The sequence below is a fragment of the Pseudonocardia hierapolitana genome, from assembly GCF_007994075.1.
Taxonomy (GTDB): Bacteria; Actinomycetota; Actinomycetes; order Mycobacteriales; family Pseudonocardiaceae; genus Pseudonocardia; species Pseudonocardia hierapolitana.
This window is the reverse complement of record NZ_VIWU01000001.1, coordinates 6777885-6804657: the sequence shown is the minus strand read 5'-3', so window position 1 is coordinate 6804657 and position 26773 is coordinate 6777885. Positions and strand designations below refer to the sequence as shown.

Annotated in this window: 21 protein-coding genes; 5 read left to right on the top strand and 16 right to left on the bottom strand. The window is 72.2% G+C overall.

Translation table 11 applies throughout. The features are described 5' to 3' along the window. Positions 1–86: 86 nt before the first annotated feature. From FHX44_RS32095 to FHX44_RS32085, 3 genes are all read right to left on the bottom strand, one after another. Complete coding sequence (locus tag FHX44_RS32095; RefSeq protein ID WP_147259202.1) at positions 87–569, bottom strand: NUDIX hydrolase; 483 nt, start codon at positions 567–569, stop codon at positions 87–89. A gap of 162 nt (positions 570–731) precedes the next feature. Then, entirely contained in the window at positions 732–1295 is a 564-nt protein-coding gene (locus FHX44_RS32090; RefSeq protein WP_212612746.1) for an NUDIX hydrolase, read from the bottom strand. 655 nt (positions 1296–1950) lie between these two features. After that, positions 1951–3012, bottom strand: coding sequence for an LLM class flavin-dependent oxidoreductase (locus FHX44_RS32085; RefSeq protein ID WP_147259200.1), 1062 nt, complete (start codon positions 3010–3012; stop codon positions 1951–1953). Between the two features lie 71 nt (positions 3013–3083). Between FHX44_RS32085 and FHX44_RS32080 the strand changes: the two genes are divergently transcribed. Further along, positions 3084–4067 (top strand): GlxA family transcriptional regulator, encoded by a 984-nt coding sequence (locus FHX44_RS32080; protein WP_246170708.1) that lies wholly within the window; start codon positions 3084–3086, stop codon positions 4065–4067. A gap of 12 nt (positions 4068–4079) precedes the next feature. Here FHX44_RS32080 and FHX44_RS32075 read toward each other — a convergent pair whose 3' ends face one another. Then, complete coding sequence (locus FHX44_RS32075) at positions 4080–5027, bottom strand: TIGR03564 family F420-dependent LLM class oxidoreductase (RefSeq protein WP_147259198.1); 948 nt, start codon at positions 5025–5027, stop codon at positions 4080–4082. Between the two features lie 101 nt (positions 5028–5128). Here FHX44_RS32075 and FHX44_RS32070 point away from each other — a divergent pair, with 101 nt between their 5' ends. After that, a complete protein-coding gene (locus FHX44_RS32070) occupies positions 5129–6094 on the top strand; it encodes an AraC family transcriptional regulator (RefSeq protein WP_147259197.1) in 966 nt (321 codons plus the stop codon). 119 nt (positions 6095–6213) lie between these two features. Here the strand turns inward: FHX44_RS32070 and FHX44_RS32065 are convergent, their stop codons facing one another. From FHX44_RS32065 to FHX44_RS32020, 10 genes are all read right to left on the bottom strand, one after another. Next, positions 6214–7026: an SAM-dependent methyltransferase gene (locus FHX44_RS32065; RefSeq protein WP_147259196.1), complete on the bottom strand. Its 813-nt coding sequence runs from the start codon at positions 7024–7026 to the stop codon at positions 6214–6216. Positions 7027–7069: 43 nt separating this feature from the next. Further along, a complete protein-coding gene (locus FHX44_RS32060) occupies positions 7070–8563 on the bottom strand; it encodes a purine-cytosine permease family protein (RefSeq protein ID WP_170309122.1) in 1494 nt (497 codons plus the stop codon). 119 nt (positions 8564–8682) lie between these two features. Then, the gene (locus FHX44_RS32055) at positions 8683–9477 is read right to left on the bottom strand and encodes an SDR family NAD(P)-dependent oxidoreductase (RefSeq protein WP_147259194.1); all 795 of its coding nucleotides are present in this window, start codon (positions 9475–9477) and stop codon (positions 8683–8685) included. Between the two features lie 55 nt (positions 9478–9532). Next, a complete protein-coding gene (gene pta / locus FHX44_RS32050; RefSeq protein WP_147259193.1) occupies positions 9533–11611 on the bottom strand; it encodes a phosphate acetyltransferase in 2079 nt (692 codons plus the stop codon). A gap of 61 nt (positions 11612–11672) precedes the next feature. Then, positions 11673–12341 carry a ferredoxin-NADPH reductase gene (locus tag FHX44_RS32045; RefSeq protein WP_147259192.1) on the bottom strand — a complete coding sequence of 223 codons (669 nt, stop codon included), beginning with the start codon at positions 12339–12341 and terminating at the stop codon, positions 11673–11675. Next, positions 12338–13243 (bottom strand): carbohydrate ABC transporter permease, encoded by a 906-nt coding sequence (locus tag FHX44_RS32040; protein WP_147259191.1) that lies wholly within the window; start codon positions 13241–13243, stop codon positions 12338–12340. Before FHX44_RS32040 ends, FHX44_RS32045 begins: the two co-directional genes overlap by 4 nt. Next, positions 13243–14178, bottom strand: a complete 936-nt coding sequence (locus tag FHX44_RS32035) for a carbohydrate ABC transporter permease (protein WP_147259190.1) — start codon at positions 14176–14178, stop codon at positions 13243–13245. The genes FHX44_RS32040 and FHX44_RS32035 overlap by 1 nt, the downstream gene beginning before the upstream one ends. 58 nt (positions 14179–14236) lie before the next feature. Then, a complete protein-coding gene (locus FHX44_RS32030; RefSeq protein WP_147259189.1) occupies positions 14237–15505 on the bottom strand; it encodes an ABC transporter substrate-binding protein in 1269 nt (422 codons plus the stop codon). Positions 15506–15559: 54 nt separating this feature from the next. After that, complete coding sequence (locus tag FHX44_RS32025; protein ID WP_147259188.1) at positions 15560–17428, bottom strand: DUF2264 domain-containing protein; 1869 nt, start codon at positions 17426–17428, stop codon at positions 15560–15562. Then, on the bottom strand, positions 17425–18441 hold the full coding sequence (locus tag FHX44_RS32020) for a hydroxyacid dehydrogenase (protein ID WP_246170707.1): 1017 nt from the start codon (positions 18439–18441) through the stop codon (positions 17425–17427). The genes FHX44_RS32025 and FHX44_RS32020 overlap by 4 nt, the downstream gene beginning before the upstream one ends. Before the next feature lie 99 nt (positions 18442–18540). Here FHX44_RS32020 and FHX44_RS32015 point away from each other — a divergent pair, with 99 nt between their 5' ends. Next, entirely contained in the window at positions 18541–20385 is a 1845-nt protein-coding gene (locus tag FHX44_RS32015) for a heparinase II/III domain-containing protein (protein ID WP_147259187.1), read from the top strand. Beyond that, positions 20382–21485, top strand: a complete 1104-nt coding sequence (locus tag FHX44_RS32010) for a substrate-binding domain-containing protein (protein ID WP_147259186.1) — start codon at positions 20382–20384, stop codon at positions 21483–21485. The genes FHX44_RS32015 and FHX44_RS32010 overlap by 4 nt, the downstream gene beginning before the upstream one ends. Positions 21486–21497: 12 nt before the next feature. Here FHX44_RS32010 and FHX44_RS32005 read toward each other — a convergent pair whose 3' ends face one another. Beyond that, positions 21498–22436 carry a LysR family transcriptional regulator gene (locus FHX44_RS32005; protein WP_147259185.1) on the bottom strand — a complete coding sequence of 313 codons (939 nt, stop codon included), beginning with the start codon at positions 22434–22436 and terminating at the stop codon, positions 21498–21500. A 197-nt stretch (positions 22437–22633) separates the two neighbouring features. Between FHX44_RS32005 and FHX44_RS32000 the strand changes: the two genes are divergently transcribed. After that, entirely contained in the window at positions 22634–24994 is a 2361-nt protein-coding gene (locus FHX44_RS32000) for an arylsulfatase (RefSeq protein WP_147259184.1), read from the top strand. Positions 24995–25114: 120 nt separating this feature from the next. Here the strand turns inward: FHX44_RS32000 and FHX44_RS31995 are convergent, their stop codons facing one another. Further along, positions 25115–26656 (bottom strand): PstS family phosphate ABC transporter substrate-binding protein, encoded by a 1542-nt coding sequence (locus tag FHX44_RS31995; RefSeq protein ID WP_147259183.1) that lies wholly within the window; start codon positions 26654–26656, stop codon positions 25115–25117. Positions 26657–26773: the final 117 nt, after the last annotated feature.

Here is a 26773-nt window from a genome sequence, read left to right as displayed (position 1 = left end):
GCGATCACCTCCCGTCGAGGAGCTCGACCACGAGCAGTGCCGCCAGTACCGCGACGGGGGCAGCACGGGTCTGCCCAGCGGGCAGGTCAGCGAACCACGGATCTCCCGGGCCAGCGGTCGAGGGCGTCGCCGATCCAGAGCCGCATCGCCGGGTGCACCGGGAGGGTGTCGAGCCGCGCGGGGTCGATCCACGCCGCGTCGCTGGTCTCGACCTGGTCCGGCCGGGGAGATGTGGAGCCGGAGCTGGGCTCGGCGTGGTAGCAGACGGTGAACGGCTGGCGGACCCGGCCGGCCACCGAGCGGATGACGTGGCCGGGATCGGTGTAGACGCCGGAGACGCCCAGGACGCCGATGACGATGCCCGACTCCTCGGCGACCTCGCGCTGCAGCGCACCGACGGCCGTGTCCCCCACGTCCACCTGGCCCCCGGGGAGCTCCCACTTCCCGTTGTCCACCCGGCGCACCAGCAACAGCCGGCCGTGGTCGTCGCGCACGGCGGCGAACACCGACGGCGCCACGAGCTCAGCGGGCGGCGCGCCCGGATCGTGGAAGAACTCCTGCCGCGACACGAGCCACAGGATCCATCACGACTGACGGTGACGACGCCGGGTACGGGTCGGCGGCTCCGACCGGGCGTGCCGATTCCCCCGATGGAAGGCCGCAGCCGCCGCGATGGTCACCTTTGTCGGAAACCACAGGCCGAGGGGTCGGCACGGTCGGTCGAGATGCGATCAGTCGAAATGCACGTGGCCCGGCGCGGAGACGGCGTCGTTCACCCGGCGCCGCACGGCGGGGTGCATCACCAGCCGGTCCAGCTCGCCCCGCTCCGCCCACATCGCGTCCACCGTCTCCACGCAATCCGGGCGGACCCCGGTGGCCGGTTCCGCGCTGCGTCCAGGAGATCCGGGACGCCGGCCTGCGCCGGTCGTGCCGCCTGCGCCGTTGCCGCTCGGCTCGCCGCTCCCCCGGGGGCGGGCGTGGAAGCAGATCGCCAGTTGCTGGCGCACCCCTTCACCGGCGTACACCAGCACGTGCGAGGGATCGCTGTAGACGCCCGCCAGCCCGGTCACCGTGATCCCGAGACCGGCCTCCTCGGCCACCTCCCGCACCACCGCATCGACGGCGGACTCCCCCACGTCGATCCGCCCACCCGGCAACTCCCAGTTCAGATCATCGGCCCGCCGTACCAGCAACACCCGCCCGACACCATCACGCACCACCGCGAACGCCGCCGGCAACACACCGTCGGCCCGCGGCGCATCACGATCGTCGTAGAACTCCGCCGTCCGTGCCACCCGCCAAGCGTCCCCCCGGGTCGCACGGCCCGCCCGCACCAGGCGCGACCATTCCAGCGAGTGCGCCGCATGCTCATCCGTCGTCCACTTCTCCGCCATCTGATGAACACCTGGGGTTCATGTTCTGCACGGCCCCGCCGCCGGACGTTCATCCCGGTCGCCTTGTCCGCGTTCACCGAGGCGGCCGACGATCTGCACGTGATCGCGCGGCACACGCTGCGTCGAACGGTCCGAGCTGCGTCCGGCCGCCATGTTGTTCACCGGTGACCTCACCGAAGCCGGGGAACCGGCGCCTACCAGCGCCTCAGCGCGCTCGTCGACCCGGTGGCCGCGCGCATCGGCGCCACACCGCTCTACGTCATGGGCAACCACGACAGCCGCCCCGAGCTACGGGAACACCTGCTCGGAGAGGCGCCCGGCGACGAGCCGTACGACTACACCGTGCGGCTGGACGGGCTGCGGGTGATCGTGCTCGACACGACCGTGCCCGGCTACTCCCACGGCGAGCTCACCGGGCCCGCCCGGTGTTCGGCGCCGAGCTCGCCGACGACCTGGGCCCCCGCTACGTACCGGTCACCCGCTCCCCCACGCCGGTGCCGGGCACCCGGCCGGGCCGGTTCCACGTCGGGCAGGTGGTGGACGATCCGGCCGCCCGCTACTTCATCTGCGGCAGCCCGCGGTTCGTCGACGGGGTCCGAGCCGACCTGCTCGCGGCCGGGGTCTCCCGCACCCGGGTCCACACGGAGCGGTTCGACTCCTGATCGCCGCTGCCGAGGGCGCCGAGGACGCGCAGCACCGCGTCCTCCTGGTCACGCCGCACCCCTGCCGGCCACGGGAGGCTGACCAGCAGTTCGTCCTGCGTCGCCGCGAGCTCACCGAGCCGTTCGGCCATCGCCGCCTCGTCGCCTCCGACGACGAGCGCGTCGATCAGGGCAGGCGTCGGTTCGCGGTCCGCACCGACGGGCAGGCCTGCCGCCTCGAACATCGCCGTGTACTGGGCGTTCTGGGTGAACGGGAGCAAGGCGGCCCGCCCGGCGGCGAGGAGCTCCTCCCGATCGGTGCCCGCCATGACGTTCACGTGCGTGATGATCGGCGGCGCCGGGCGGTTCGCGGCCGCGGCGCCGCGGGCGATCGCGGGACGGGCGACCGTGTCCAGGTGGTCGAGCGGCACGTTCCAGGACATCGCGGCGTCGGCCACCGCGCCTGCGGACTCGAACATCCGCGGGCCGAGCGCGGCGAGGGAGACCTCGACCTGCGCCGGGTGGGGCAGCTTCGCGTCGACGGTGTGGAACTCCCCGGCGTGCCGGGCTTCGCCGGTGCCGAGCGCGGTGCGGACGATGTCGACGTACTCGCGCACCCGGGCGACGGGCCGGGTGATCGGCGTGCCGAACCCGTTCGCCATCACCGCGAGGTTCCCGGTGCCGACACCGAGGCGGAACCGGCCGGGAGCCAGCTCGGCCAGGGCGATCGCCTGGGTGGCGAGGTTGAGCGGGTGGCGGGTGAACGCGGGGACGATCGACGTCCCCACCCTGATCCGCGCGGTCCGGGCGAGTGCGGCCGCTGCGACGGTCATCGTGTCGTGCCCGAGTGGTGGCATCACCAGCCACGCCGTGTTCACACCGGCACGTTCGGCCCGCTCGACGAGGTCGATGGCGGCCGGAGCGCTGGCGGGGAAGAAGCCGATGCCGATCGTGGCGCGCTGTGCGTCGGAGGTCATGACGATCACCGTGCCGCCGTTCGGGCGAGGGATCGAGTGGCCCGGAAGCCATGATGCGCGAGAATCGGGCCATGCCAACCGCCCGACCGCACCGCGTCGCCGTCCTCGCGCTCCCCGCCGTGCTCCCGTTCGAGCTCAGCATCCCGGGCCGGGTGTTCGGGGCGGCCACCGATCCCTCCGGGTCACCGCTCTACGAGGTCGTCACCTGCTCGATCGACGGCGCCCCCGTCCCGAGCGCCGAGGACTTCACCGTGGTCGTCCCGCACGGGCCGGACGCGCTCCGTGAGGCCGACACGGTGATCGTCGCGCCCGTCGACCTCGCGTCCGCCGACGAACGCGCGATCGCCGTCGCCGCCGCCGCGCTCCGCGAGATCGGCGACCGACCGCGGATCGCGTCGATCTGCACCGGCGCCGACGTGCTCGCCACGGCCGGCCTGCTCGACGGGCGCCGCGCCACCACGCACTGGCGGCACACCGCCGAGTTCGGCCGCGACCACCCCTCGGTCCGGCTCGACCCGGACGTCCTCTTCGTCGACGAGGGCGAGATCCTCACCTCGGCGGGCGCGGCGTCCGGCATCGACCTCTGCCTGCACATCATCCGGCGCGACCACGGCGCCGAGGTCGCCAACCGCGCGGCGCGCGCCTGTGTCGTCCCGCCCTACCGGGACGGCGGCCAGGCGCAGTTCATCGACCACCCGGTGCCGGCCGAGACGGCGGCGTCGACGGCCGCCACCCGGGCGTGGGCGCTCGAGCACCTCGACCGCCCGCTCAGCCTCGCCGACCTCGCCCGCCACGCGACGATGAGCAGGCGCACGTTCACCCGCCGCTTCCGGGAGGAGGTCGGGATGAGCCCCAACCGCTGGCTCACCCAGCAGCGCGTCGAGCTGGCCCGCCGGCTCCTGGAGACCACCGACATCCCCATCGACCACGTGGCGGCGCGGGCCGGCATCGGCAGCGCGTCGTCGCTCCGGCTCCACCTGGGCACCGCGCTCGGCGTCGCGCCCAGCACCTACCGCCGGACCTTCCGCTCCCGGGAGGACCGCCCGAGCGAGTGACCGAGCCGGCCCTCAGGCGGGGATCGCCATGGCTCGCGACCGGTTGAGCCCGCCGAGCAGGCCGATCGTGCGCGCCTGCTCCTCGGGCGTACCGATGTCGGTGTACGCGATCGACACCTCGGTCGCGCCGGCGGCGAAGTAGCGCTCGATCGCCGCTGCCACGGTCTCCTCGTCACCGATCACCGCGAGCTCGTGGGCGTGTGCGAGGCCCTCGCGCCGCACCGACTCCTGGGCGGCGGGCACATCGTCGTAGAACGCCATGTGCGCCGCGGCCCGCTCACGCACACCGTCGACGTCGGACGTGACGACCGCGGGCACGACCATGACGATCCGCGGTGCGGGGCGACCGGCCGCCGCCGCGGCCGCCGAGATGGTGGGCACGATCGACCCGGCGAGCGTGGCCGGGCTCGCGAGGTAGGGGAACGTTCCGTCCGCCAGCTCGCCAGCCAGGCGCAGCGACTGCGTGCCGACCGAGGCGAGCAGGATCGGCGGTGGAGTTGTGGCGCCGGGTACGACGACGGGCATCGGGGTGACCGCGGTCAGCATCTCCCCGTGCAGGTCGACCTCGCCCGTCTCGAACACGGAACGCAGGGCCGTCAGGTACTCGCGGGCGTAGCGGATCGGACGGACCACCCGGGTGCCGTAGACGTGCTCGAGAAGCGGTGGGGAGCCGAGTCCCAGGCCGAGCTGGAAGCGGCCGCGGCCGGCGGCCTGCGCGGTCAGCGCCTGGGCGGCCACCACCAACGGGTGGCGCGGGTAGATCGGCACGACGGCCGTGCCGACGGCGATGTCGGGAACGGCGCGGGCGATGAGCGCCGCGAGCGAGAGCGCGTCGACGTCGAAGAACTGGCTGATCCAGATCGCGCCGACGCCGGCGTCGGCGGCCATCGCCGCGACCTCGACGTAGTGATCGACGGCGTTCTCCGACGCCGTCGGGGAAAGGCTGAGTCCGATGGTCACGTCCAGCACGCTACGGATGCCTCGCGATCGTTCCCATGCCACGGACGCTCGTTTTCATGTCCGATCGTCCACCGTGCTGGGTCGATCGGTACCGTGGCGGTGTGGACGTGCTCAGCGACGCGATCGCGGTCATGCGGCTCGGCCGCCCCCATGCCTCGCGCACCCTCGCGGCGGCGCCGTGGGGCTTCCGGTTCCTCCCGTCCAGCAGTGCGGGGTTCCACGTCGTCTTGCAGGGCTCGTGCTGGGTGCTGCCGCCCGACGCCCCGCCGATCCACGTGCACGCAGGCGATGTCGTCTTCCTGCCCAACGGCCGCGGGCACGGGCTCTGCGACGACCCCGCGACACCGCTGGTCGACGTGCCACCGACCGCGCTCGTCGAGTTCGGCACGCCCGCACCACCGGAGTCACCGCTCACCGACGCCTCCCCCGCCGCCACCGGCGGGCAAGCGAGCACGGCCCTGCTGCTGTGCGGTGCCTACCAGCTCGATCGCGGGCACACCCACCCGCTCCTGCTCGGGATGCCCGACGTCATCCACTTCCCGGCACGGGTCGGGCGGCACCCGTCGCTGCGCGCCGCCGTCGACCTGCTCGGCACCGAGCTGGAGACGCGCCGTCCGGGCTCGGATGCCGTCGTCACCGCCCTGCTCGAAGCCCTCCTGCTCTACATCGTGCGCGCGTGGTTCGAGTCGGCACGATCGCTGGACCCACCCGCCGGATGGGCTGCCGCGATCGGCGATCCCGTCGTCCACCGGGCGCTCCAGCTGATCCACGAGCGGCCCGCCGATCCATGGACCGTCGAGTCGCTCGCGGCCGGTGTCGGGTTGTCACGGGCGGCGTTCGCCCGGCGCTTCACCGAGCTGACCGGCCAGCCCCCGCTGACCTACCTCACGTGGTGGCGGATGGTGCTGGCCGGCCGCCTGCTGCGCTCGTCGGACGTGTCGCTGGACACCATCGCCGGCCGGGTGGGCTACTCATCGGAGTTCGCCTTCGCCAAGGCGTTCAAGCGCCACGTCGGGATCGCACCGGGCAGGTACCGCCGACAGGCAGCCCTGCCCGAGACCGGCTGACCCACCCTCCGGCACGCCATCACGCCGTCACGCCACCACTTCCCACGACGTCGAGACCGGACGGCTCCGCGGTTCGGTCCTCGACTGCGTAGCCCGAGCCAACGACGTCGAGGTTCTCGTCAGGACTTGCGACCGACGCCGCCGAACTCGGCGACAGCGGGGGGCTCGCCGAAGATGTTGGGTTCCGGTCGCCAGTGTTGGATCGGCACCACGCCGGGCTCAACCAGCTCCAGCCCCTGGTAGAACCCGCGAATCTGCTCGCGGCTACGGACGTTGTACGGGACGCCGCCGCTGTCTCGGTAGCGCTCGAGCGCCGCGACGTACGCGGGGCTGGTGTCGTCTCCATCGCATTGCACGAGGTAGCTGCCCGCGGGCAGCGCACCCAGCAGCCGCGACACGATCGACCGTGCCTCGTCGTAGTCCTGGATGTGGCCGAGCACCCCGATCAGGAGCAGCGCGATCGGCTGGCTGAAGTCCAGGGTCTTGCCCGCCTCCGCCATGATCGACTCGGGGTCGTGCAGGTCGGCGTCGATGTAGTTGGTGATGCCCTCGGGTGTGCTGGTCAGCAGTGCGCGAGCGTGTGCCAGCACGAGCGGGTCGTTGTCGACGTAGACGATCCGTGATTCCGGGGCATCCCGCTGGGCCACTTCGTGAGTGTTGTTGGCGGTCGGCAGACCGGTGCCGATGTCGAGGAACTGACGCACTTTCTGCTCGATCACCAGGTAGCGGACCGTCCGGAGCAGGAAGTGCCGGCACGCGCGCGCCTTGTCACGCTGCCCCGGGTAGATCGCGAGGAACTCGTCCCCCGCCTCTCGATCGGCTTCGTAATTGTCCTTGCCGCCGAGCCAGTAGTTCCAGATGCGAGCCGAATGCGGAGTCGTGGTGTCGATGTCGCGCTGCACCTGCCCGTGACCGTTCGTGCCGTCAGCCATGGCTGCCCACCGCCCCGTCCCCATCAACCGCCACGCCCGAACCCTAGCCCTGTGGCCGTGAGCCGCGATCTCCGTCCTCCGCCGGCGGCGCTGCCCTGACCGTGAGCAGGACGTAGACCAGTGCAGCCACCGCGGAGGCGGCGAGAAGACTGACGTCGACCCCGTTCGCGATGTCCGCGAGCGGGCCGCCGAACAGCGGCGTCTGGATCGTCAGCAGGCCGGCGATGGCACCGGCAGCCCACGCCAGCACAGCCGGGATCCGCCAACCACCGGTGTACCAGTACCGGCCTCCGGTCTGACCGCGGTTGAACACCTGGAGGTCGTCGGCGTGGAACCGACCGCGGGCCTGCACGAACCAGATCCCCACGATCACCGCCCATGGCGCGCTGAGCTCGGCGAGGACCAGCAGGGCCGCGGAGATCGACTCCTGGACGTTCGGCGCGAGCAGCCCGACATACACCAAGGCGACCGCGACAACCCCGATGATCACTGTGGCGCGGGGTCGCGTGAGCCGGACCACCACCGCGTCCAGGTCGAGCCCGGCGCTGTAGAGCGACGAGGCCGTGAGCCCCACGCCGCCCAGGACGGCGAGCGGCAGCAGTACGACCGTGTACCACGACGGGGACTCCCCGGCCAGGCTGACCGTGAAAGGAGCGAAGGGGTCGGTGAACGCAGTGGATACGACCGCCCCGACCGTCGCAGGAACCACGAAGCCCACGAATATTCCGGCGGAGGCGACGGGCACCAGTTTCCGCGCCGGATACCGATCCGACCGGATGTACCGTGACCAGTCCCCGAGAATGGTGCACACGACCAATGCCCCGGCAACCCCGACGGTCGCCGCGACCGACAGCCATGTCGGCCAGAACGTACCCAGCAGGTACTCCCCGCCGGCGTAGTCCCACTCGATGTCGGCGGCGAAGGCGACCGGCATCAGGATCAGCAGGATCCCACCGCTGACTGCGAGGATCGCGGTGGAGCGCACCAACCATCGGTATCCCCAGATGGCCACCGCTACCGCAATGGCTGTGATCAGGGCATACGCCCCGGTGTAGGAGGCCGGGGACTCCGGCAGGCCGAACAACCGGCTCGCGACCGCAAGGCCGGCCGAGCCGCTGGTCCACACCGTGAGCGCAACCGACACGAGGCAGGTCCCCAAGCCGATCGCACTTCCGATGAATCGCCCCCGGACGCCGAACGTCGCGCCCGACGCCGTCGCATTGTTGGTCGCGGTCCGCGAACCGATGAGAATCAGCGGTACCAGCAGGATCTGGCCGACCGCCGTCCCGATCGCGATCGCAGAGATCGTGGACCACAGCCCCAACCCGAACGTGATCCCGACCCAGCCGAACGCCACAGCACCCAGACCGACCGAGGTCCCCACGAAGATCACGAAAAACGTTCCGGGCGTGGAGGTGCGTTCCTCGACGGGAATGCGATCGATGCCACGCCGCTCGATGCCACGCCGGTCGATGCCGCCGCGCTCGGTGCCGGCCCGTCGGACGTCCGGGGACGGGCCCCGTGCATCCTCTGGCAACTGTTGACGCTCAACGCCCATGGGCCGCATCCCCCCAGCTCCGCATCAGCCGCTCGGGAACCCTATCGGGTGTACGGCGCATCCCACTCGAGCCGATCCCGGGTAGCGCGCCCGAGGGCTCAGGGCACGATCGCGTCGACGTAGCCGCCGTCCACGCGCACGGCGGCACCCGTGGTGGCCGAGGCGAGGTCCGAGCTGAGGTAGGTGACCATCTTCGCGATCTCCTCCGGCTCGATCAGCCGCTGGAGCAGCGACTGCGGCCGGTGCTCGCGCATGAACCGCCGCTGCGCCTCGTCCCACGGCAGGTCCGCGCCGACCATCTCGGCCACGAAGTCCTCCACGCCCCCGGTGTGCGTCGGCCCCGCCAGCACCGAGTTGACCGTGACCCCCGTGCCCGCCGCCGCCTTCGCGTAGCCGCGCGACACCGCCAGCAGCGCCGTCTTCGTGACGCCGTAGTGCACCATCTCGGCCGGGATCACCACCGCCGAGTCGCTGCCGATGAACTGCACACGCCCCCAGCCGCGCTCCATCATCCCGGGCAGGTACGCCCTGGTCAGCCGCACCCCGGACAGGACGTTGACCTCGAAGTAGCGGCGCCACTCCGCGTCGTCGACCTCCAGCACCGGGCGGGCGCCGAAGATCCCGAGGTTGTTCACCAGCACGTCGACGCGAGGCAGGTCCGCGACGAGGGCCGCGGTCGCCTCCGCGTCGGCCACGTCGGCGACCGCGGCGCGCAGCTCGGCACCGGGCACCTCCGACCGCAGCCGCTCCACCGCCTCCTGCACCCGCTCCGCGCTGCGCCCGTTCACCGCGACCGTCGCCCCGGCCGCGGCGAGCCCGGCCGCGATCGCGAACCCGATGCCCTGGGTCGAGCCGGTGACGAGAGCCGTGCGCCCGGTCAGATCGATCTCCATACCCGTCCGTTCCCACCGCGACGCCGGCTCGAACCCCGCACGGCGACCCGGCCGGTCAGCCCGGGCGCTGCGCCTGGATCGCGGTGATCGCGACGGTGTTGACGATGTCGGTGACCGTGGCACCGCGGGAGAGGTCGTTGACCGGCCGCGCCAGACCCTGCAACACCGGCCCGATCGCGACCGCGCCGGCGCTGCGCTGCACGGCCTTGTAGGTGTTGTTGCCGGTGTTCAGGTCCGGGAAGACCAGCACCGTCGCCCGGCCGGCGACGGCGCTACCGGGCAGCTTGGTGCGCGCGACGCCGGGGTCGACGGCGGCGTCGTACTGGATCGGACCCTCGACCGGCAGCTCGGGCGCGCGTTCGCGCACGAGCGACGTGGCCCGGCGCACGTGCTCGACGTCGCTGCCCGAGCCCGACTCGCCCGTCGAGTACGACAGCATCGCGACCCGCGGCTCGATCCCGAACAGGGCGGCCGTGCCTGCGGCGGAGATCGCGATGTCGGCGAGCTGCTCGGCCGTCGGGTTGGGAACGACCGCGCAGTCGGCGTAGACCAGCACGCGGTCGGACAGGCACATGAGGAAGGCACTGGACACCAGCGACACCCCCGGCGCGGTGCGGATCACCTCGAACGCCGGCCGGATGGTGTGGGCGGTGGTGTGCGCGGCACCGGACACGAGGCCGTCGGCGTGGCCCTGGTGCACCATCATCGTGCCGAAGTAGGTCGGGTCGGCCATCAGGTCCAGCGCCACCGGCACCGCGACGCCCCGGTGCCTGCGCAGGTCGGCGTAGACGCGGGCGAACGGCTCCCGCCACGACGAGGTCACCGGGTCGACGAACCGGGCCGCCGAGACGTCCACCCCCAGCGCGGCGGCCCTGGCGCGCACCTCGTCCTCGCGGCCGAGCAGCGTGAGGTCGGCGACTCCGCGCAGCAGCAGCTGCTCGGCGGCCCGCAGGATCCGGTCGTCCTCGCTCTCGGGCAGCGCGATGTGCCGCCGCTGCGCCCGCGCCCGCTCCAGCAGCTGCTGCTGGAACATCAGCGGGGTCGTCCGCCGCGGGCGGGCGACCGCGAGCTGCTCCCGCAGCCGCTCGTGGTCGACGTGGTCCTCGAACAGGGCGATGGCCGTGGCGATCTTGCGCGCGCTGTCGACGCGGATCGCGCCGCGCACCTCGCGGACCGCCGTGGCCGTCTCGTAGGTGTCGGTGTCGGCCGCCAGAACCGGGATGCCCGCGGCGTCGAACCCGGAAGCCATGCGCCGGACCGGCTCGATGACCATCCCGCCCGAGAGCAGGAGGCCGGCCACCGAGGGGTACCCGGCCGACGTGCACGCCGCGAGGATCCCCGCGACGATGTCGGCCCGGTCCCCGGGCGTGATCACCAGGTCGCCGTCGGCGATGCGGTCGAGGAAGGCGGGCAGGCCCATCGCCCCGACGATGACGCGCGCCACCTCGCGCGGGGAGGCGGGCGCCACGACCGAGCGGGCGCCCAGCCGGTCGGCGATCTCGGCGACCGTCGGCGCGGCGAGCAGCGGCACCTCGGGCAGCACGCCGCCCGGCAGCTCCCCCACCGCCGCGCTCATCCCGTCGCGCACCGCGTCCACCTGGTCACAGGCGACGCGGTTGCAGACCACAGCCAACACCGAGCACCCACGATCGGTGAGCACCGCGACGCCCTGGTGCGCCGCCTCGAGCACCTGCTCGGCGGAACGGGCCCGCCCGCCGACGACCAGCAGGACCGGCGCGGCGAGGTTGCGCGCGGTGTCGACGTCGAGGTCCAGCTCGACGAGCGGTGCGGCGGAGGTCGAGTCGCTCCCCTCGAGCAGGACGAGGTCGGCGTCCGCACCCACGCGGGCGCACCCGTCCAGCACGCGGGCGAGCAGGCGCTCGTACCCGTCCGGCCGGTCGGCGTCGTGCAGGTCGTCGGCGGTGAGCGCGAACGAGCTCCGGTAGTCCTGCGCAAGCGCGTACCGGCGGCGGATCAGCTCGACGTCCGGATCCGGCGGCTCGGCAGCGGCGACGAGCGGGCGGAACAGCGCAAGCCGTCCGGCGTGGCGGGACAGCACCTCCGCGAGGCCGAGCACCACCGCCGACTTGCCGGTGCCGGCTTCCATCGCCATGACGTACACGTGCCGGGTCACGGGGTCCATCATCGACGGCCGAGAGGCGGGCCGCCGGGGGACGTGATTCACGACCCGTGGTTCAGCCGACGCTCGTCCAGGCCGCGACGGAGTTGCTCCAGAGCACGTAGAGCGCGAAGCCGCCGACACCGAGCAGGCCTGCCACCGGCTGCGCCATGCACACCATGCCCCAGCCGGCCAGCACGACGAGCGAGAGCAGTGTCAGCGGCGCCCGGCGGACCGCCAACCAGGCCGAGGCACGCAGCAGCGCGAGCAGCGGGAGGCCCGGCATCCGGGACAGGCCGGCCAGCGCGATGATCGCGGTCGGCCCGCCGAGCAGGACCAGCGCTGCCAGCAGCGGACCGATGACGGCCGCCCACGGCGTCGCCCAGATCGCGAGGACGTCGACGACCACGACGAACAGCAGCGCGCACAGCAGCCCCCACACCGCGGTGGCCCGCCCGGCGTGGCGGCGCACGCCCTCCCACGCGTCCCGGAACGGCGCGGGGACCCCTCGCCCCCACGCCGCGCCGAACGCGTGGAAGGCGCCCGCGACGCCGGCGCCGAGCGGGAGCGCGGCGACGAGCAGGGTCGGCCACGCCGCGAGCGGGTCGGCCAGCAGCGTGACGGCGGCGACGAGCGGCAGTGCCGCACCGCCGAGGCACGCCGCCGCACCCAGCCCGAGGTAGGCGATCTCGAAGATCACCTCGTAGGTATCGGGCCGCCGCAGCGCCGCACGCAGGCCGCTCACCCCTTGAGCCCGCTCGTCGCGATGCCCTGGATGAACTGCCGCTGCCCCAGCAGGAACACGAGCACCACCGGGAGCACGGAGATCACCGATCCCGTCATGATCATCGCGTACGCCGCGTCGTACTGCCCGACGAACGAGCGCAGTCCCAGCTGGACCGTCCACAGCTCGTTGCTCGTGAAGTAGATGAACGGGCCCATGTAGTCGTTCCACGTCGAGACGAACGTGAGGAGTCCGAGGCTGGCGATGGCGGGGCGGGACAGTGGGAGCATGATGCGCCACCAGATGCGGTACTCGCTCAGCCCGTCGATGCGCGCCGCCTCGATCAGCTCGTCCGGGATCGACTGGTAGTACTGGCGCATCAGGAACACGCCGAACGCACCGAAGGCCTGCAGCAGGATGATCGACAGGTGCGTGTCCACCAGGCCGAGCTGTTCCATGATCAGGTACTGCGGGATCATGTAGGCCTGCCACGGCACCGCGATCGTCGCGAGGTAGGCGAGGAACAGCCAGTCCCGGCCGGGGAAGCGCAGCTTCGCGAAGCCGTACGCGGCGAAGCTGCCGGTGATCACCTGCAGGAACGAGATGACGACCGCGAGGAACGCCGAGTTGTGCAGGTAGGCGAGCATCGGGATCTGCGTCCAGATGTCCGCGTAGTTCGACCACACGAACTCCCGCGGGATCCACTGCGTCGGCACCGTGAAGACCTGGTTGTCGTGCTTGAGCGACGAGGAGATCATCCACACGAACGGCACCAGGATCAGCAGGCACAGGCCGGTGAGCAGGACGGAGTAGGCCACCGACCGCAACGTCAGCGGGGTGGCGCGCCGCCGCGGTCCTCGCTCCGGACCGGCTTCCGCGGTCGCCGGGTGCGGGATCGGCTCGACCGTCGGGTTCGCCGTCATCAGGCCTCCCTCCGGCGCTGGATCAGGAACTGGATCACCGTGAACCCGGCGACGAGGACGAAGAGCACGAGCGAGATCGCCGAGGCGAGCCCGAACCGCCCCTCCCGGATGCCCTCCTCGTAGATCATCTGGGAGAGCACCTTCGTCGCGCGACCGGGCCCTCCGTCGGTCATCACGACGATGAGGTCGAAGACCTTGAAGCTCGCGACGGTGCACATGACCAGCACGAAGAAGGTGGTCGGCCTCAGCCCGGGCAGCGTGATGTTCCAGAACCGCTGCCACGCGTTCGCGCCGTCCACCCGGGCCGCCTCGTAGAGCTCGTTCGGGATCGTCTGCAGCCCGGCGAGGAAGAGCACCATGTAGTAGCCCATGTCCCGCCAGACGCTCGCGACGATCACCGCCGGCATCGCCCACGCCGTGCTCGACGTCCAGCCCGGCGGATCGCTCACCCCGAGCAGCTGCAGGAACTGGTTCACCGGACCCGACGTGGGGTTGAAGAGCATGTTCCACACCACCGCGACCGCCACCAGCGACGTCACGTACGGGAGGAAGAACGCGGTGCGGAAGAAGCCGAGGCCGGCGAGCGTGCGGTTGAGCAGGAGCGCGAGGCCGAGCGAGATCGCCATGGTGAGCGGGATGTGCCCGGCCGCGTAGTAGGTGGTGTTCCAGAGCGCGATCCAGAACGTCGAGTTGCGGATCATCCGCTCGAAGTTCTCGAACCCGACCCATTCCGGGTCGCCCCACGGGCTCCAGTCCATGAAGGACAGCGCGAGCCCGAACACCATCGGCACGAGCGTGAGGAGGGCGAACCCGAGGAAGTTGGGCAGGATGAAGCTCCACCCGACCAGCGTCGGGCGCAGCGAGCGACGTCGCGTGGGGGCCGCGGGCTCGGGCGGACGTCGCTTCCGCAGGGCCGGCGCTGTGCTGACCGTCATGGGGTCACCGTCATGGCATCTCCCGGTGGGCCCGCCCTTCCCGGGCGGGCCCACGTGCTCAGAGGACCTCGTTCTTCACGCGGTCGCCGGCGTCCCTGATCCCGTCGGCGATCGACTTCTGGCCCGCCATGATCAGCTCGTGCTCCTCCTCGAGGATCGTGTCGATGTCGCTGGTCACCTCGCTGACCGGCATCTCGAGGGCGACCTTCTTGTTCTCGGTGAAGGTCGTCCTGGACAGCTCGTCGGCGGGCAGCGCCGTGAACGCGGCCGTGACCGCGTCGGAGCCGTACGCGGGCACGACGCCGATCCCGGCGAGCACCTTGGCGCCCTCCTCACCGGTCGCGAACCCGATGAACTCCTTCGCCACCTCGACGTTCTTCGCGTTCTCGTTGACCGCGAACGCCGTGGGCGAGCCGAAGGTGGCCGTCTCACCGCCGGGGTTGATCTGCGGCATGGGCGCCATGCCCCACTCGACCGAGCTCGTGCCGCCCTCGATCGCGGCCTTGATGCCCGCGATGTACCAGGTGCCCATCGGCATCATCGCGGTCTGCCCGGTCTCGAACATCGAGCGGTAGTTGACCTGCTGCGTCTTGGCCGTCCCGAAGTCGAGAGCGGCACCGGCGTTCTGCAGGTCCAGCGCGAGCGCGTACTGGTCGGCGAAGAACCCGTAGTCGCCGCTGAGCTGGTCACCGCCGGTCTGGGCCGCCGCGATCGCCTGGACGACCGAGCGCCAGGTGTGGTGGTAGGTGCCGTAGACCTTCTGGCCGTCGGCGGTGGTGCCGCTCGTCAGCTTCTTCGCGAGCTCGCTGTACTGGGCCCACGTGAGGCGGTCGGGGTGGGGCAGACCGGCCGCGTCGAACAGCGCCTTGTTGTAGTAGAGCACCCAGAAGTCCTGGCGGTAGGGCACCGCGGCGTACTTGCCGTCGATGTCGAACGGCTCGAGCCCGGCGATCTTGTCGGTCGGGAGCTCGCCGACGAGGTCGGTGAGGTCGAGCAGCTGGCCGCGGTTGGCGTAGCGGGCGTAGTCGATGACGTTCTTCATCGTGAGGACGTCGGTCGTGTCCCCACCCGCGAGCATCGTCGCGACCTTCTCCGGGTAGTCGTCGGCGAGGATCTCGACCGGCTGGATCGTGACGTTCGGGTGGGCCGCCTCGAACGCGTCGAACAGGGCGTTGAACTCCGGGGTCTTGTCCAGGTTCCACGCCGACACGGTGAGGGTCACCGGACCCGAGGGGTCCGCCGCGTCGGAGGCTGATGACGAGCAACCGGCGATGGCGAGGGTGGCCGCGGCCGCGATCGCGGCGAGGGCCGATGGGTAGCGCTTCATTGCGTCTCCTCGTGTGGGTCGGGAGGCGGGGCGGGGGTCTCGGGGAGCGGGCGATCAAGATCCGTGGCGCACCTCCGGCAGGTCGACCTGGCTCTTCGCACCGTCCGCCCAGGTCACGGCCACGTGGTCGCCCACGACGTCGACGACGGGCGGCTCGGCCGTCCGCCCGGCCGCGGCGAGCAGAACCCCGGCGACGTACCACCGCCCCTCCTGCACGGCGCCGGCGCTCGCCCGCCACGGGATCCGCGTGGTCGCCGAGAGCGGCGTCGCGTCGGGGAGCGTGAAGACCCCCGACTCCGGGAGCCCGCCGAGGTCGACCACGAGCGAGGTGACCCCGCCGGGTGCGACCGGCCAGCCGGTCACGCGCAGCGCGCCGGCGAACCCCTCCTCGACCCGCACGAGCCGCACCTCCCACGGACCGCGCACGATCGAGCCGACGAGGACGTCGGGTCCGACCGTGACCTCGCCGGACCGGCCCGAGCCGTGGTCGGGCTGTCCCGGGGTGGGCACCACCCAGTGCGCCGGCCCGATCGAGAAGCCGTGGCAGGCGTCGCCGGTGGTGCCGAGCGCGAGCGTGCGGAACCCGGCGCGGTGGGAGGCACGTCCCTGCGGGTCGAGCAGGCTCGCGGCGGCGTCGAGCGGCTCCTCCCAGCCCGGCGCCGACAGCACGGGGCTCGTGGCGGTGGAGTACCCGAGGCGCGCGTAGAGCGGCGAGTCGGTGACGAGCACGCCCTCCTGGCCGTGATCGGTGCCGTGGTTGACCACGCGGACGATCCCGTCCGACCGCGTGCCGGCCACGAGCCATCCCGGCGCGGGCATGGCCGTGGCGATGTCACCGCGCTCCACCGGGAGTGGCTCCTCGGCCGCCGTCCACACCGGGTGGTCGGCGGGGAGTGCGAGACCGGCCATCCCCTTGAACGCCCAGTACGGGGAGCCGGGGCCCGAGTAACGCTGGGCGATGGGGCGCCACGCGCCGTGCCAGCCCAGCGGGAGCAGGCCGTGCTCGTCGGGGACGCCGTGTGCGAGGAAGTGGTGCAGGACGCCGCTCGCGGCGCGGCGCAGCTCCCCCGGCGTGAGCGCAGTGCTGCCGGCGATCGCACCGGCCCAGAACGGTGCGGCGGCGGCGAATCGGTAGGTGAGGCTGCGGCCCTGGATCAGTGGCCCGCCGTCGGCCCCGACGAGCGCCGCGGCCTGCGGGAGGAAGGCGTCCAGCCGCGCGAGGTAGTGCTCCCGCAGCTCCTCGGCGCGCTCGTCGCCCCGAGCCATCTCCAGCCAGATCACCGGGTAGAAGTGCAGGGCCCAGCCCGCGTAGTGGTCGAACGACCGCTCCGGGCCGTCGGCGAACCAGCCGTCTGCCCGCACGAAGCTCTCGTGCACCGCGAGGTCGTGGTCGAGGTCCGCCTCGCTCCACGGGCCACCGACGCTGCGCAGGAAGGTCTGCGCGACGATGCGGAACCACACCCAGTTGATCGGCGGGATGCGGGCGCCGACCAGCTCGGCCAGGTAGTCGACGAGCCGGCCCCTCGTGCGCTCGTCGAGCCGGTCCCAGATCCGCGACCTGGTCAGGTGCAGCCCGAGCGCGAGGGCGGCCGCCTCGACCTTGGCCTGGTCGTGCTCGCCGGGCCGCACCCAGCGCCCCGGGTTGCGGGGGTCGACGCCGGCCGCGATCCCCTCGGCGTACCACTCGGCGAGCTCGGCGCTCGTCGCGTCGTCGGTGCCGGCGATGCGGAAGGCGGCACCCATGAAGCTGCGCGCGAAGCCTTCGAGGCCGTCGACGCGCGTGCCGTACCCGCCGGGTTCGCCGGGCGGCGTGATGGTGGCGTGGTCCGCGCTCGCCCAGGGCCGCAGCGCGGCGAGCAGGCGGTCGGCCGTCGCCAGCCAGTCGGCGCGGTCGAGCCCGGTGTACGGCGCCCGCTCGTTCATGCCGCCACGCCCAGGTCGGCCACGGTCACCTGGGAGGTCAGCGGCTCGCCCTTCACCCACCGCTCCAGCTCGTCGAGCGCGGCGTCGGTGAGCCGCAGCGTCTCGCTCCCGAGCGAGCCGGAGATGTGCGGGGTGATCGACACGTTGGGGAGGTCGTAGAGCGGGGAGTCCTCGGGGAGCGGCTCCGGCTCGGTGACGTCGAGGATCGCGTCCAGCCGCCCGCTCGCGCACTCGCGGGTGAGCGCGACGGTGTCGACGAGCGCACCGCGCGCGGTGTTGACGACGGTGGCGCCGTCGCGGAGCAGGGCGAGCTCGCGCGCACCGATCATCCCGATCGTCTCGGGCAGCAGCGGCGCGTGCAGGCTCAGCACGTCGACCGAGGCCAGCACCTCGTCGAGGCCCGTCAGCCGCGCGCCGGCGCGGGCGACGACGTCGGGGTCGGCGTAGGGGTCGTGGACGAGCACCTCGGCGGTGTCGAGCTGCTGCAGGTGGGCGACCACCCGGCGGCCGATGCGGGAGTACCCGACGATGCCGATCCGCCGCCCGTGGTTCGTGTACCGGCCGGAGTGGAGCTGGGCGCGCCACCCGTTGCGGAACTCCCGCGGGACCCGCGCGAGGTACTGGGCCCGCTTGCCGGCCAGGACGATCTGGGCGTAGGCGAACTCGGCCACCGGGATGGCGTTGGCCTCCGCCGCGGAGGTGATGACGATGCCCCGCTCCCAGAACTCGTCCGTCACGAGCGGGCGGATCGTGCCCGCCCCGTGGAACACGGCGCGCAGCCCGGGCATCCGGTCGAGCCGTTCCCCGGTGAGGGCGGGGGCGCCCCACGAGGTCACGAGCACCTCGACGCCGGCGAGCCGGTCCCCGAGGGCAGGGTCGTCGAGGTCGACCGGCGCGGGCTGATCGAGCCGGCACAGCCCGCCGAGGCGGGCGATGCGCTGGGCGTCGAACTGCGTGGCGAACGTGTCCGGCCACATCGCGAGGAGTGCGGACGGTCGCTGCGGCTCGCTCAAAGAACGTCTCCTCGTCGTCGTGCGGCCGCATTGCGCCGTCGGTGGCGTGGACCCTACGATCCCGGCGATCACAGTCAAGCCAATCGAACAGAAACGAACATGGTCGTTCACGCTCGATCGAGTGCCCAGCGCGCGATCTCGCCCGGCGTACTCGTCGACGCCTGGCGGGACGCGTCGCCGGTGAGCCCGCGCACGCTCTTCCCCGCAGCCCGGGACCGGGTGCCCGACCGGTCCGTGGAGGTGCTGGGTGCCGCCGTGGCGGAGGACCGGTCCGCCGGCTGGCCGCCCGCGCTCCTGCGCGACTACGCCGCCTATCCCCTGCGCGGCGAGCGGACGACGTACGAGGAGGTCGTGCGGGGCCGCCTCGGGCGCATCGCGCGCGCCACCGCCCTCGCCGCGGTCGCCCCCGAGAGCGGCGCGCTCGACGACGTCGCCGACGGGGCGTGGATCGTGGCCGAGCAGAGCACCTGGTGCTGGCCCGCACACGACGACGGCTTCACGCGCACCGGCGGGGTCGTCCCCGACCTGCACCGGCCCTACCTCGACCTCGGGGCCGGGGAGACGGCCGCCACCCTCGCCGTCGCCGCACTCGTGCTCGGCGAGGAGCTCGACGCCGCCTACCCCGGCCTGCTCGCGCGGGTGGCCGCCGAGGCGCGCCACCGCGTGCTCGACCCCTTCCACGCCCGCCGCGACTGGCACTGGCTCGGTCTGACGGGCAACGTCCACAACTGGAACCCCTGGATCCACGGCAACCTGATCGTCGCCGCCCTCGCCTTCGACCCGCCCGAGCGGCGACGGGAGACGCTCCGGCTGTGCGTCGAGGGCATCGACCGCTACCTCGCGTCGCTCCCCGCGGACGGCGGGATCGACGAGGGCGGCGGCTACTGGTGGCACGGCGCCTGCCGCGCGCTCGAGGCCCTCGACGTGCTCGACCGGATCTCGGGGGCCGCGCTGTTCGACCTCGTCGCGGTGGACGGGCTGCTCGCCTTCCCGCACCGGATGCAGATCTCCTCGCAGTGGTACCTGTCGTTCTCCGACGCCGAGCCCCGCCCCCGGGACGAGCAGCCGTGGTTCCGCCTGCGCCGCTGGGGCGAGCGACGGGGGCTCCCGGAGGTCGTCGCGCACGCCACGGCGCACCACGATCCCGCCGCACCGATCCCCCTCGGCTGCGGGGCGGCCCGGCTGATCGACGCGCTCCTGGACGCCGAGCCGTCCGCGGCAGGTGCCCCGCCGCTCCCCCGGTCCGTCGGGCTGCGGTCGATCGGCCTCGCGGCGGCCAGGGAGCGCGCGGGCACGCCCGACGGGCTGTTCGTCGGCGTGAAGGCGGGGCACAACGGCCAGAACCACAACCACCTCGACCTCGGCGCCGTCCAGATCGCGGTCGACGGCGTCCCGGCCGTGGTCGACCCCGGCCGCCCGACGTACGACGGACGGACCTTCTCCCCCCGCCGCTACGAGCTGTGGCCGATGCGCAGCGAGTGGCACTCGACGCTGCGCCCGCGCGGGCTGGACCAGGAACCCGGGGAGCGGTGGACGGCGACGCTCGACGGGGGCGACGACGGGTCGCGCGCCGCGTGGCGGATCGACCTGAGCGACGCCTACCCGCTCGCCGAGGGCGAGCGGCTCACGCGCGAGGTCGCGCTGGACCGGACGACCGCGACCGTCACCGTGCGGGACCGCTGGTGGTTGAACGACGACCAGGAGACCGCTTCGGTACTGGTCCTGCACGGTGTGGTGACGATGGAGCCGGGCGTTCTCGTCGTCCGGCCACCGGGCGCGCGGGCCCTGCGGATCCGGCACGACGCCGAGCGCCTCGAGGTCACCGAACGCGCGCTCGGCGATCCGATGCTCGTCGCCGCGTGGGGCGCCCGCCTCACCCGCGTGGAGCTCGTCGCGGCCGCCGACCGGGACGGCCTCGACCTGCAGGTGCAGGCTGTGCCATGAGCGACGGACCGGCCGCCCCCATGTTCGCCATCGCCCGGCGGGAACGCATCATCGAGGAGCTGCGCCGCACCGGGTCCGTGACGGTGCGCGAGCTCGCCGCGCAGCTCGGCGTCACCGAGATCACGATCCGCCGCGACATCACGGCGCTCGCCGACCGGGGCCTCGTCACGCGCGTGCACGGCGGCGCCACGCTGCGCAGCGCGCTCGACACGAGCGTCGCCCGCACGTCCGACGCGCTCGGCCCGGCGCTGTACCGGATCGGGATGGTCGTGCCTTCCCTCAGCTACTACTGGCCCCAGATCGTCAACGGGGCGCGGGCCGCGGCGGCACAGGGGCGCGTCCAGCTCGTGCTGCGCGGCGCGTCGTACGACCCCGCCGACCAGCGCAGGCAGATCGCCGCCCTCCTCGACGCGGGCGTCCACGGCCTGCTCGCCGCACCGGAGGTGAGCGGCCGCGACGGCCTGGCGATCCTCACCTGGCTCGACTCGCTGGACGTGCCCGTCGTGCTCGTCGAGCGCCGCGCCCCGCACTCCGCGGCCCTGCGCAGGCTCGAGTGGGTGAGCACCGACCACGACTTCGGCGCGAAGATGGCCGTCACCCACCTGTACGAGCAGGGCCACAGGCGGATCGGCCTCGCGATCTCCCGCGACTCCCCCACCGCGCCGCAGCTGCGGCGCGGCTGGGAGCAGGCGCTCACCGAGCTCGGCCTCGACACCGAGGTCGTCGCCGCCACGCTCACCGACGTCGAGGGCAGCGAGCGCGACGAGCGCTTCGGGGAGATCGTCGCGGCGTGCCGGGACACCGGGACGACCGCGCTCATCGTGCACGCCGACCCGCAGGCGATCCTGCTCGAGCACTACTGCACCGACCGCGGGATCGACATCCCGGGCGACCTCGCGATCGTCGCCTACGACGACGAGGTCGCCGAGAACGGCACCCCGCCCATCAGCGCGCTGCGTCCGGCGAAGGAGCACATCGGCCGGCTCGCGCTCGAGACTCTGACCACCCGGCTGCGGGAGGGGGACCGGCCGATCCAGCGCACGGTCGTGCTGCCGGAGCTCAACGTGCGCGAGTCGTCGGCGGCGCGGCTCGGCGGGTGAGCGGGCCCTCGGTCACGACGTCGGTATCTCCCCGCCGGCGTCGCCGCGTGACGAGTCGACGAATTCCGAATCGCCACCGGTTGCCGCCATGACGATTCGGAGGAACGCGCGGCCGGCCGGGGACAGCGGCGCACACCTCGAGAGCAACTGCACGCGACGGGACACGGGCGGATCGAGTGCGGCGATTCGCGCACCCTGGCGCGCCGCATCCTCGGCCATCGGCCGGGGCAACAGCGTCGCGCCCGCCCCGGCGAGCACCAACGGGACTATGGCGGCGCGGTGGGGCGTCTCGACCGCGACGCGCAGCGGGAGGGCCGCGCCGGACAGCGCGGACTCCAGGATGGCCCTGCTGTTCGTGCCCGGCGGGGTGACGACGAGGTCGAACGCCACCACCTGGGCGACCGTCAACGACCCGTTCGGCCCGGTGTCCGTGTCCGGCGGGAGAACCACCAGCATCTCCTGATCCGGCAGCTCGAAGGTCCGGAGGTCGTCGACCGGGATCGAGAAGTCGGTGAGCCCCAGTTCGGAGTGCCCGCCGCGCACCATCTCCGCCACCGCGGCCGCGTGCTCCGGATCCTCGATGCCCACGACGACCGCCGGGTACGCCTTCCGGAAGACCCCGACCAGATCGGCGAGCGGGTGGACGGCCAAGGTCGTCTGGGCCACGATGTCGAGCCGCCCCGCCGTCAGGTCGGACACCATCCGGACGGCGGCGCTCGCCGCCGCGAAGTCCATGAGCACCTGCTGGGCCGGCCTCAGCAGCGCTTCGCCCGCCGCCGTGAGCACCACGCCGCGACTGCGCCGGTGGAACAGCAGGGCGCCGACCTCGCGCTCGATCGCCTTGATCGAGTGCGACAGCGACGGCTGCGCCACGTGGAGGGCCGCGGCGGCGCCGGTGAAGCTGCCGTGTGCCGCGACCGCGAGGAAGTACTCCAGTTGCCGACGATCCACGGCGTCCTCCTGAGTGGGCTGCGCTGCGGCATGTTCTCACCCGCGGAGAAACGGCGCCTCACCCTCCCATAGGGCCGTTCTATCGGAGATATCGAAAACTCGTCTCGGACCGCCTGTCACTTCCGGCCGCGCCGAAGGTGATAATCCCGGAATCCGATCGAATTACGGTCGCCCCCTGTTCGCCGAAAGGACCCACTGTGAGCAGCTTCGCCGCGGGGCGCCACATCCTGCCGGAGCCGGAGCGCGCGCAGAACGTCGTCACGGCCATCGGCATCGACGACCAGAAGGCGGCATTCGAGCCCGTCCGGCCCATCCAGCCACCCGCGGGCGCACCCCACGTCGTGATCGTGGTGATGGACGACCTCGGCTTCGGCACCTCGAGCTCGTTCGGCGGGCCGTGCCGGATGCCCGCGGCCGAGCGGCTCGCCGACGGCGGCCTGCGCTACACCCGCTTCCACGTCACGGCGCTGTGCTCGCCGACCCGGCAGGCCCTGATGACCGGGCGCAACCACCACGCCGTCGGCATGGGTGGCACCACCGAGATGGCCACGTCCGCGCCCGGGTACAACGGGTTCCGCCCGCGAAGCGCGGCGACCGTCGCGCAGATCCTGCAGGGCAACGGCTACAGCACCGCCGCGTTCGGGAAGTGGCACCAGACGCCGCCGCGGGAGATCAGCCCTGTCGGTCCGTTCGAGCGCTGGCCCACCGGGGAGGGCTTCGACACCTTCTACGGGTTCATGGGCGCGGAGATGAACCACTGGTACCCCCTGCTGTACCGGGGCACCACACCGGTCGAGCCGGACCGCCGCCCCGAGGACGGCTACCACCTGTCCGAGGACCTGGCCGACCACGCCATCGACTGGGTGCGCACGCAGCGCACGCTCACCCCCGACCGCCCGTTCTTCACCTACCTCGCCTTGGGCGCGTCACACGCACCCCTGCACGTCGCGCCGGAGTGGCGGCGGCGCTACCGCGGCCGGTTCGACCACGGCTGGGACCGCCAGCGCGACATCACCCTCGCGCGCCAGAAGGAGCTCGGCGTCGTACCCGACACCGCTGAGCTCGCCCCGTGGGCCGACGGCGTGCCGCACTGGGACGAGCTCGGCGAGAACCAGCGCGCGCTCGCCGTCCGCTTCATGGAGACCTTCGCCGGCTTCACCGAGCACGCCGACGCCCAGGTGGGCCGGTTCGTCGACGCCCTCGAGGAACTCGGCGTGCTCGACGACACGCTGTTCGTCTACCTGCTGGGCGACAACGGCGCCTCGGGTGAGGGCGGCATCGAGGGCACCGTCGTGGAGCACCGGCTCGGCCACGGCATCGTCGACGACCCGGACGAGATGATCTTCGAGCTGGACGCCATCGGCGATCCGACCACCTACCCGATCGCCCCGGCGGGCTGGGCGCTCGCCCTCAACACGCCCCACCAGTGGACGAAGCAGGTCGCCTCGCACCTCGGCGGCACCCGCGACGGGCTGATCGTGCACTGGCCCCGTGGCATCGCAGGCCGCGGCGAGCTGCGCCACCAGTTCCACCACGTCATCGACGTGCTGCCCACGATCCTGGAGTGCGCGGGGATCCCGGCACCGACGAGCGTGGGCGGGGTCCACCAGCAGCCCGTCGACGGCATCAGCATGCGCTACACCTTCGACGCGCCGGACGCGCCGGACCGCCGCCGCACGCAGTACTTCGAGATGTGCGGCAACCGCGGCATCTACCACGACGGATGGATGGCGGTCACCCGGCACGGCACGCCGTGGGAGATGGTCGCGACCCCCGGCCGGAGGTTCGCGGACGACGTCTGGGAGCTCTACGACCTCGACGCCGACTGGACCCAGTCGCGCGACCTGGCCAACCGACACCCGGACCGGCTGCGGGCGCTGCAGGAGCTGTTCCTCGTCGAGGCGGCGAAGAACCAGGTCTTCCCGCTCGACGGCCGGGTCACCGAACGCGAGAACCCGACGCTCGCCTGCCGCGTGGACCTGCTCGGCGCGCGGAGGTCGGTGACCTACCGCGGCGGCATGCGCCGGTTCACCGAGGAGACAACGCCCAACGTCAAGAACCGGTCGCACAGCATCGTCGCCGACATCGAGACCGCCGAACCCGACGCCGACGGTGTGATCATCGCCCAGGGCGGCCGGTTCGGCGGGTGGTCGCTGTACTGCACGGCCGGGCACGCCTGCTACGTCTACAACCACTTCGGACTGGCGCTCTACCGGATCCGCACCCGCGACGCGATCCCGGCCGGCCGGCACGAGATCCGCATGGACTTCCTCTACGACGGCGGCGGGTTCGGCAAGGGTGGCACGGTCGTGCTCACCGTCGATGGCGAGAAGCTGGCCGATGGCCGCGTCGAGGACACCATTCCCTACTACTTCTCCTTCGACGAGACCCTCGACGTCGGCGTCGACCTGGGCACCCCGGTCACCGACGACTACCCCGAGATCGACAACGGGTTCACCGGCATCGTCCACACGGTCCGGATCGACCTCGGCGACGACGAGGCGGGCGCGGGAGAGGACGACGGCGGCCTGCACCGCCGGGTGATGACGTCCCAGTGAGGTGACCTCCCGGGATCGCACGTGCTTCCGGCCGCCGGAGCGATGATCAGCGGCCTGGCGCGAAACCGGTCGAATGCGGCCGTAGGTGCACCCACCCGCTGATCAAGCCCGCCCGTGGCGTCACGACGGGTGGCACAACACCGGGTTCTCCAGTTCGACGCAGGGACGCTGTCCGTGGGCCCGAATGATGTCCCGCCCGACCTCGTTGGTGAGGTACCTCAGAAAGCTGGCGGCCAGGGAGTGGGCGTCGGGCTCACCGTGGGTGTAGGCGTACTCGGTCTCCCAGAAGGGATAGGCCCCGTGATCAGCCGCCTCGAGCGTGGCCTCCTGGCCGCCGATGCGCAGCAGCAGGAGGCCGTCGTGACCGGATGCCGCCTCCAACTCGCCGTATCCAAGGGCACCGGGAGTCTGCGCAACGGCGTTCAGCACGTCATCGGTGGTGGGCCGCTCGCATCGGATGACTCCCGACGGGGCACCGCTGCCCACGCTCTCACAGTCATCGGAGTTGCGCGCCGGTTCCCACCGGCCCCCGAGAACCCGATTCTCGAACGTACGGCGAGTGCCGGAGTCGCCTGGCCGTCCGACGAGCCGCACGGGGAGGTCGTTGCCGTTGACCGCCGCCCAGTTCGTGATCCGTCCGTCGTAGATCTGCCGGATCTGCTCCAGTGAGAGATCCTGGACGCCCGCCGCGGGGTTGACCGCCATCGTGAAGAGCGGAAAGGCGATCGGCCGGGGCAGCAACAGCGGGTACCCGTCACCCTTGGCCCCGTCGGAGAATGCGAGCACGTCCGGGCTCGCCGCCTCGTCCAGGCTGCGCAGTCCTTCGAAGCTGCCCCTGAAGTCGAAAGCGAAGCCGGCGTCCGGACACGTCCTCTCGTACGCCGCGGCGGCCTCTCTCAGGACGGGCGCGAAGGCCGTGGAACCCACGAGCGTGAGGTTCCCACCAGCGCAGTCCAGCGGGACGTCCTGATCGACGAGGCCGAGCACGAACGGCTCGGTGAGGGCGACGAACACGAGGAGGCCGACCAGCACGGTGACCCAGCGCGGCAGTCCGGTGCGGCCCTCGGTCCTCGTGATCCGCCCATCACCCACGCCACCCGTGATCGTGCCGTGCACTTCCGGATCGGCGAAGCTGCCTGCCCCGTTGCCGTCGGCGCGTTCGAGCACGACGAGCACCTTGTAGTGGGCGGACCGGTTCAGCTTCACCTTGGGGAGCTTGACGACACCGACGCTCGGGGAGGCTTCGTCCTGCCCCATCCCGAACCCGGTGGCGTTCTCGTTCGGATCGAAGAACGCCGCCATGTTGGGGTCGCTCAGCTCCGTCGGGACGATGCCGGAAACCTTGCGCCCGGGGAACCTGACCCGGATGCCGACGGGGTCGCCCGCGGGAACCGCGTAGTCGGTCTCGTCGATCTTCGTCACGCCGATGTTCTCGATGCGCAACAGGACGAACGACGGGTCGGCCAACGGTGTGCTGTCCTCGCGTTCCAACCGTCGCCACGCCCCGGCGTGGAGCGAGCTCACGTCGGTGGGGGTCGTGTCCATCTGCACGCGATAGCCGAGGCGTTTGCGGCCGACGAAGAGGAACTCCCACAGGAATGCTCCGGCCGTGACCAGGACACCGATCATCGCGAGCAGGATTTCCCATGGAATGTCGGGCATGACCGCCTTCGGTTCATCGCGGAGCAAGGACCGTGTTCCGTCCAGCACGGTCTTCACATGATCCCGCCTCGGCGAACTCCTTCGACATCCGTTGGTAGAACGTTCGCTCGATGTTTA